Origin of the sequence: Quyinboa mangrovi, from assembly GCF_042219825.1 — a bacterium.
Classification (GTDB): Bacteria; Bacteroidota; Bacteroidia; order Bacteroidales; family UBA5342; genus JBHJHP01.
In genome coordinates this window covers 1-5788 of record NZ_JBHJHQ010000014.1, presented here as the reverse complement: position 1 = coordinate 5788, position 5788 = coordinate 1, and the positions used below count along the sequence as shown (strand labels likewise).

The 5788-nt window shown below is 32.4% G+C and carries 7 protein-coding genes; all 7 read right to left on the bottom strand.

Annotated elements, in window-relative coordinates; all coding sequences use genetic code 11:
- Window positions 1-192 precede the first annotated feature (192 nt).
- Complete coding sequence (locus tag ACE1ET_RS20105; RefSeq protein ID WP_375730221.1) at window positions 193-627, bottom strand: hypothetical protein; 435 nt, start codon at window positions 625-627, stop codon at window positions 193-195.
- A 288-nt stretch (window positions 628-915) separates the two neighbouring features.
- On the bottom strand, window positions 916-1380 hold the full coding sequence (locus ACE1ET_RS20100) for a hypothetical protein (RefSeq protein WP_375730220.1): 465 nt from the start codon (window positions 1378-1380) through the stop codon (window positions 916-918).
- A 298-nt stretch (window positions 1381-1678) separates the two neighbouring features.
- Window positions 1679-1864 carry a hypothetical protein gene (locus tag ACE1ET_RS20095; RefSeq protein WP_375730219.1) on the bottom strand — a complete coding sequence of 62 codons (186 nt, stop codon included), beginning with the start codon at window positions 1862-1864 and terminating at the stop codon, window positions 1679-1681.
- Between the two features lie 277 nt (window positions 1865-2141).
- Window positions 2142-2537, bottom strand: coding sequence for a flotillin-like FloA family protein (locus ACE1ET_RS20090; protein ID WP_375722467.1), 396 nt, complete (start codon window positions 2535-2537; stop codon window positions 2142-2144).
- A 164-nt stretch (window positions 2538-2701) separates the two neighbouring features.
- Entirely contained in the window at window positions 2702-3922 is a 1221-nt protein-coding gene (locus ACE1ET_RS20085) for a hypothetical protein (protein WP_375730218.1), read from the bottom strand.
- Between the two features lie 619 nt (window positions 3923-4541).
- Window positions 4542-5015 carry a hypothetical protein gene (locus ACE1ET_RS20080; RefSeq protein ID WP_375730217.1) on the bottom strand — a complete coding sequence of 158 codons (474 nt, stop codon included), beginning with the start codon at window positions 5013-5015 and terminating at the stop codon, window positions 4542-4544.
- Window positions 5016-5162: 147 nt separating this feature from the next.
- The gene (locus ACE1ET_RS20075) at window positions 5163-5693 is read right to left on the bottom strand and encodes a hypothetical protein (protein WP_375730216.1); all 531 of its coding nucleotides are present in this window, start codon (window positions 5691-5693) and stop codon (window positions 5163-5165) included.
- Window positions 5694-5788: the final 95 nt, after the last annotated feature.

Here is a 5788-nt window from a genome sequence, read left to right as displayed (position 1 = left end):
AGGGTGGAAGCCAGTTTAAAATAATCAAACAACTAATCCCGGTATTAAATACAACGTTCCCGCGGTATGGTGTCGTGGCAGTTTCTTTCACCCGTGAAAGGAACTGTCATGACGAAAGGAGCTGCAGCGAACGTTGAATTATTTGGTTTAAAAGTACTGCCATGCACTATGACCGCGTGTTAGCTGCTGTTTTTATTTCATATTATAAAGTTGTATGAATCTATACTTTTCTCTGCTTTTATATCCATTTATCAAGCTTTTTGTTCTAAGTTTAATTTGGCCATTTTTGTCTATTCGACCTCTATATTCTACTGTCCCAGCCTTACTCGTTGTTGAAAATTGAATTTTATGTTTGTTGATTTTATAGTTTCCAACACTGATATTTTTATTCTCAACATTAAACCATCCTTTTAAATCCGAAGCTGATCCTTCACAAACTGTCGAAACGCTTATTACTTTTCCATCTGAATAAAATCTTAAATAACATTGGGTTCCTTCATCATCGTTTTCGTCAAAAGCACACTCGGTTTCATATAAACCATTAAATTGGAGAAACTGATTATTTGTCTCTTGTCCAAAAGTCCTAATACATGTTAACAAAAAAAACGCTAAAAATAATCTACTCATTTTTAATATAATCTGTTTTTACAAAAGTATTTCTTAGGATTTTTAAATAGCAGCTAACGTTCCCGCGGTATGGTGTCGTGCGGTTGACTGTCACACGAAGTGGAGACTGTCAAGCCGAAAACGACGGCATACGGAATGTTGATTTGCAGGTTAAAAGAAACCGCATGCACTATACCGTGTGTTAGCGGCTGGCAATTTTTAGTCATATTATTTGTGTCATATTTTGTCCCAATTTAATTGAAAATATACATGTAATCAGAATCAAGATCAAACCGGGCACAAAAGTGATTACATGTGGTTTAACAGTATGGTATTATCAGGAAAGTAGTCATCAACAAAATAAAATTCTCCTTTATCTTTAGTTTTTATTGTATAACCCATTTTAGCTTTTTTGCCATATCTGTCAAATTCAGACCTCTTTATTGTAACGTTGCTTAAAAAACAATTTATATCAATAGATTTCATGAACCAGGGTGCAAATGTTTTAATTTGAATGGTGTCATTCATTATTGAAATTTTTTCTATCGTTTTATTGTGAAATCTTAACATTCTTATTGGAGCATACACAAAAAAAAGGAAATGGATACCTATAAATAGAGGAATACAAGCATAAAAGAACTCAAGCCATTCCTGCATATTAAAATAGCTATAATACGTTAAGATTCCGCTGATAAAAGGTCCCCCAATTAATATTTTTAAAGATTCACTTTTTACATGTTTATCCCTTTGTTTTCCGTTATTATTAATTTCCACTTACCTAATTTTAAATATTTGAACTACTTTATAAATTCAATTAAGATTGGTTCATTTTTAATTTTTACAAGAATAAAGATATCCTGAATTTAAAGCAGCTAGAATTAACAGTTTTAGTTTAGGTGAATTCATGTTCAGTTAAATTAAGAGGGTTTTATTTTGCTTGCCGCTAACGTTCCCGCGGTATGGTGTCGTGCGGTTGACTGTCCCACGGAGTGGAGACTGTCAAGCCGAAAACGACGGCATACGGAATGTGGGTTTGCAAATTAAAACAAAACCGCATGCACTATACCGTGTGTTAGGCCTCGTTTTTCATTATTTTATATTCATTGATCCAGTTATCATTTGTAAATATTAAATCGGGCTGATCTTCAATCCATTCAAAATTATCAATTGAATAAAATTTTCCACCACATTCGCAGTTTGAACTATTGTCAAAGTTTTTAGTATTGAAACACTTATCACAGATAACTGTATTAGTCATAGAATGTGTATCTAATTTATGCCTAAAGAAAAAATAATAAATCATTACGCCAAGAGATAAAATGATTGACTTTATTAGAATCTCATTGTAATACTTAGGTAAATCAGATAATTTAACAACATAGGGCTCAGTAGAAAAAAATGGAAACCCTTTACCAAATGTAATTGGTACAATGATACTATAACAAACTACTATAAAGAATGTCCATATTCCAGCTCTAAGGGTATATTTAAGCCTGTTATTTTGCTTTTTTAAAGTCTTCTTATTATCCTCAGATTTAAGTTGAAAATAAGTCTTTTTTCTCCACATGAAGTAATGCGTTATCAATAGTTTTAATAATGTCAATGTTGTCGGAATCCGCTAAACAGGCTTTATCAAATGTCAGGTACATTTTATTTTCCCTTGCTTTAATTAACCCCTCGCTTATATTCACTAAATCTAAACCTCTATTATAGCATTCAATCAATAGGTTATATTCAATGTCGAAGTAATTAGCCGCTAATTTTTCATTTAAGTTCATGAGGTATCTCAATGGAATATTCTTAAACTTATATTTAACCAGTTTGAAAAATGAAATATCAATATCATTTAATCTGGCAGCAATAAATATTCCTATTGGAAAGATTCTAAAAAGTATAAGTATTGATGCTATTATAATTAAAGTAATCATCATTTTTATTGGTCAAATTGAAATGAGGCCTAACGGTAAATTGTATGAGTAGTGGCAGATTGCGTGGTACATTCCTGTCAAACCGCTACGCAGTTTGAGCGGGCTACAAACCTTTATATTTGCCACATCGTCTGCCATTACTTATACAAAATGTTGTACACCGTTTTTTATTCATTAATTATTTTTTCAATTTGTTGTCCTAATTTCTCAAATTCGGATTTGTCTATATTTGGCAATTGAAAATCTCCATTGATACTAAAAGTCTTTTTGTCAGTTGATTTAAAATCAAGATTAATTGACCCAAATACAACTTTATTCTCAATTCGTGTAATTACAATTTTCCCCGTTGCTAATTTAGATTCAATTACATGCCCTGCTGGTCCATAATGCCAATAAGCTAGCTTTGCTTTTGAGTCACTTTTTTTATTAATCAAATATTCTTTTTGTTCTAAATCAGGTATTGCGATAATCAGTGAATAATTGGTTTCATCATCAATTACATTCTTTTTCCCTTCAAAGAAATGATGCAAATTAATCACTACAGATTCACCTAGTATTGGATAATAAATATTACTACCTAATAAATCCATTAGATTTTCTGAAGGTGTTTTACTTATTTCTGCACCTTCAACTATATAACTTCGGTCAAGTTTAAATTCAAAAGTTTTTTTCCCATTAAAGCTCGCTTCGATTTTATTAGTAGGGTACAATTCGTAATTAAAAAGGGAATCATAGAAGTTTGTTTCAGCCTGAGCAATTCTATCTGTTAATCCAAACATTTTCCTTTCTTGTTCTCGTTGCTTTTCCCAATATTCTTTCTCAGATTTGGCATATCCATTATAATCAGTGGAAGGAACAATTGAATTTTTAAAGAAAATCTCGTGTTTAGTAGTTGGCTTTTTGCTGTTAACTGTAATTGTCCCAGAAATTTTAACCTTTCCAGATGGTAAGACTTCAAAATTTAGAAATCCAGTTGTAGTATTTACTGGGTTGTTTACACCTTTTGTAGCATAGTGGTTTAATAAATGGATTTTGTCATTAATTGAATCTAGTTTAATAGCGTTTGTACCTTTATCTATCTCTAAGGCAAGAAGAAAAGAACCAGGTGTATAATCACTCCATTCTCCAGGTGGCACATCTGTTGTATTCATTTCAATTAATAAGAAATCTTTGAGACTATCTACTTGCAATGACCTTTCTGATACCCAGCCAAATCTACTTTTAAAACTCGTATTATGCATATAATACAAAGTAGTTAAAGGGATACTTACATTTTCTTGTGAATCTTCAATATATCTTATAAATCGAATTGAATCAGACGGAAAAATCTGAGCATTTACGAAACCAATAGTCAGTAAAAATATAAGTATCAAAAAATAATGTTTCATTTTATCAGTATGTTTTTTCAAATGGTGTACAACGTTCCCGCGGTATGCTGTCGTGGCAGTTTCTTTCCAACGGGAAAGGAACTGTCAGGACAAAAGAGCCTAGCCGCGAACGTTGAAATATTTTAGTTAAAAGTACTGCCATGCAGTATGACCGCGTGTTGTATGTAGTACCTTCTTTTGTTCTCTCACTGGTGCTCTTTAAATTGATGCTTCACAAATTAAACACTTCAGCAAATCAAATGAGATTCAGCCGCCCATAGCCGGATAATGTAAATCAAAACTTTACGATATTGCATCAACCCCAAACGATATTGCGTCAAAATATGAAACTTTAAAATTGTATAATCTAAAACTCCACCCGACACCTGGTTAAAATCAATTGTTGATCCTGTTTAAAAATGAACGCTTCTTGCTTCAGCTTAAAGAGGGTGGAGGTCAGTTCGTAAGATCTCAAACTACTAATCCCGGTATTACATACAACGTTCCCGCGGTATGGTGTCGTGCGGTTGACTGTCCCACGAAGTGGAGACTGTCAAGCCGAAAACGACGCCAGAATGCATATGGTTTTGCAGGTTAAAAGAACCGCATGCACTATGCACCGCGTGTTGTGGGCAGTTTTTTATTTGTCAGAATAATTCCCAGTATCATTAAGCTTCTTATCAATTAAATTTTTTATTACTATTAACAATATTTGAGATACAATCAGAATCAAGAATAAACGAATATTGGCTCTATCTTTGCTTTGTCGATATTCAACTCCAATCATTTGAACTTGAAGAATAAAATTTGGTTTATCTACATCAAATCTTTTAGTACTTGTTTGAGAAGTGCAATCATTTATTTCTAGTCGAAAGTCTGAATTTATAGGATTATTTTTTACAAATTTAGCTATAGTATCACAATACAAAATATATAATTCTTGATCACTAATCTTCTTGTTAATCATTGATTTGTATATAGAATATTCAATATCAAAGAATTTGCCTTGAATTTTCTTTCGTTTATACCAATCAGCAGATGATAAAGAAATAACAACTATAAATATTAATCCTAAGATAGTCTTTAGAATTCGTTTTCCATTTTTAATCTTCACTATAAAGTAAATGAGTTAGGTAAATTGCCCACAACGTTCCCGCGGTATGGTGTCGTGCGGTTGACTGTCCCACGGAGTGGAGACTGTCAAGCCGAAAACGACGGCATACGGAATGTGGGTTTGCAGATTAAAACAAAACCGCATGCACTATGACCGCGTGTTGTGCGTAGTTATTATTTCCTTTAATTCTTCTATCATGGTTGAGAGTCTTGAATATTCAATAAGAAAACTTATTAATAATAACAAAATCAATAAGCTTAAAACTCCTATTATATCAATCCATGATGATTCTAAATCTATCGGCATTGAAAGGTAAATCCCAGACGAAATAATTAATAGAAAAATTAAAGTTGTCCCTAATGGCAATCTTGCCACTATATCTATTTTATCGTCAGATTTTATTGTCCCAATTATTTTGAAAGGGAATGAAGTTCTAAAGCTAAAGAATTTCATTCTAGTGAGGAAATATACTTTGTTGTCTCTTGTGAATTGAAATCTACCCATATCTTTTACAATTGTCCTGTATTTTTCAATTTTCAAGGTTGATGTATCAATCTCAATTGTTCGCTTAAATACAGGTATTCCAATATTAAAGAATGTTTCTACTAACAAATATGTAGTAACTCCTTCAATTATTGTAATAATAATAATGCTTATGAATATAATGGATAAAATCATTTTTCTCTAATTACGCACAACGTTCCCGCGGTATGGTGTCGTGCGGTTGACTGTCCCACGAAGTGGAGACTGTCAAGCCGAAAACGACGGCATAC

Excerpts from the sequence above, each read along its gene's own strand:
- ACE1ET_RS20105 (WP_375730221.1), bottom strand. The coding sequence starts at position 627 with ATGAGTAGATTATTTTTAGCGTTTTTTTTGTTAACATGTATTAGGACT.
- ACE1ET_RS20095 (WP_375730219.1), bottom strand. The coding sequence starts at position 1,864 with ATGACTAATACAGTTATCTGTGATAAGTGTTTCAATACTAAAAACTTT.
- ACE1ET_RS20090 (WP_375722467.1), bottom strand. The coding sequence starts at position 2,537 with ATGATGATTACTTTAATTATAATAGCATCAATACTTATACTTTTTAGA.
- ACE1ET_RS20085 (WP_375730218.1), bottom strand. The coding sequence starts at position 3,922 with ATGAAACATTATTTTTTGATACTTATATTTTTACTGACTATTGGTTTC.
- ACE1ET_RS20075 (WP_375730216.1), bottom strand. The coding sequence starts at position 5,693 with ATGATTTTATCCATTATATTCATAAGCATTATTATTATTACAATAATT.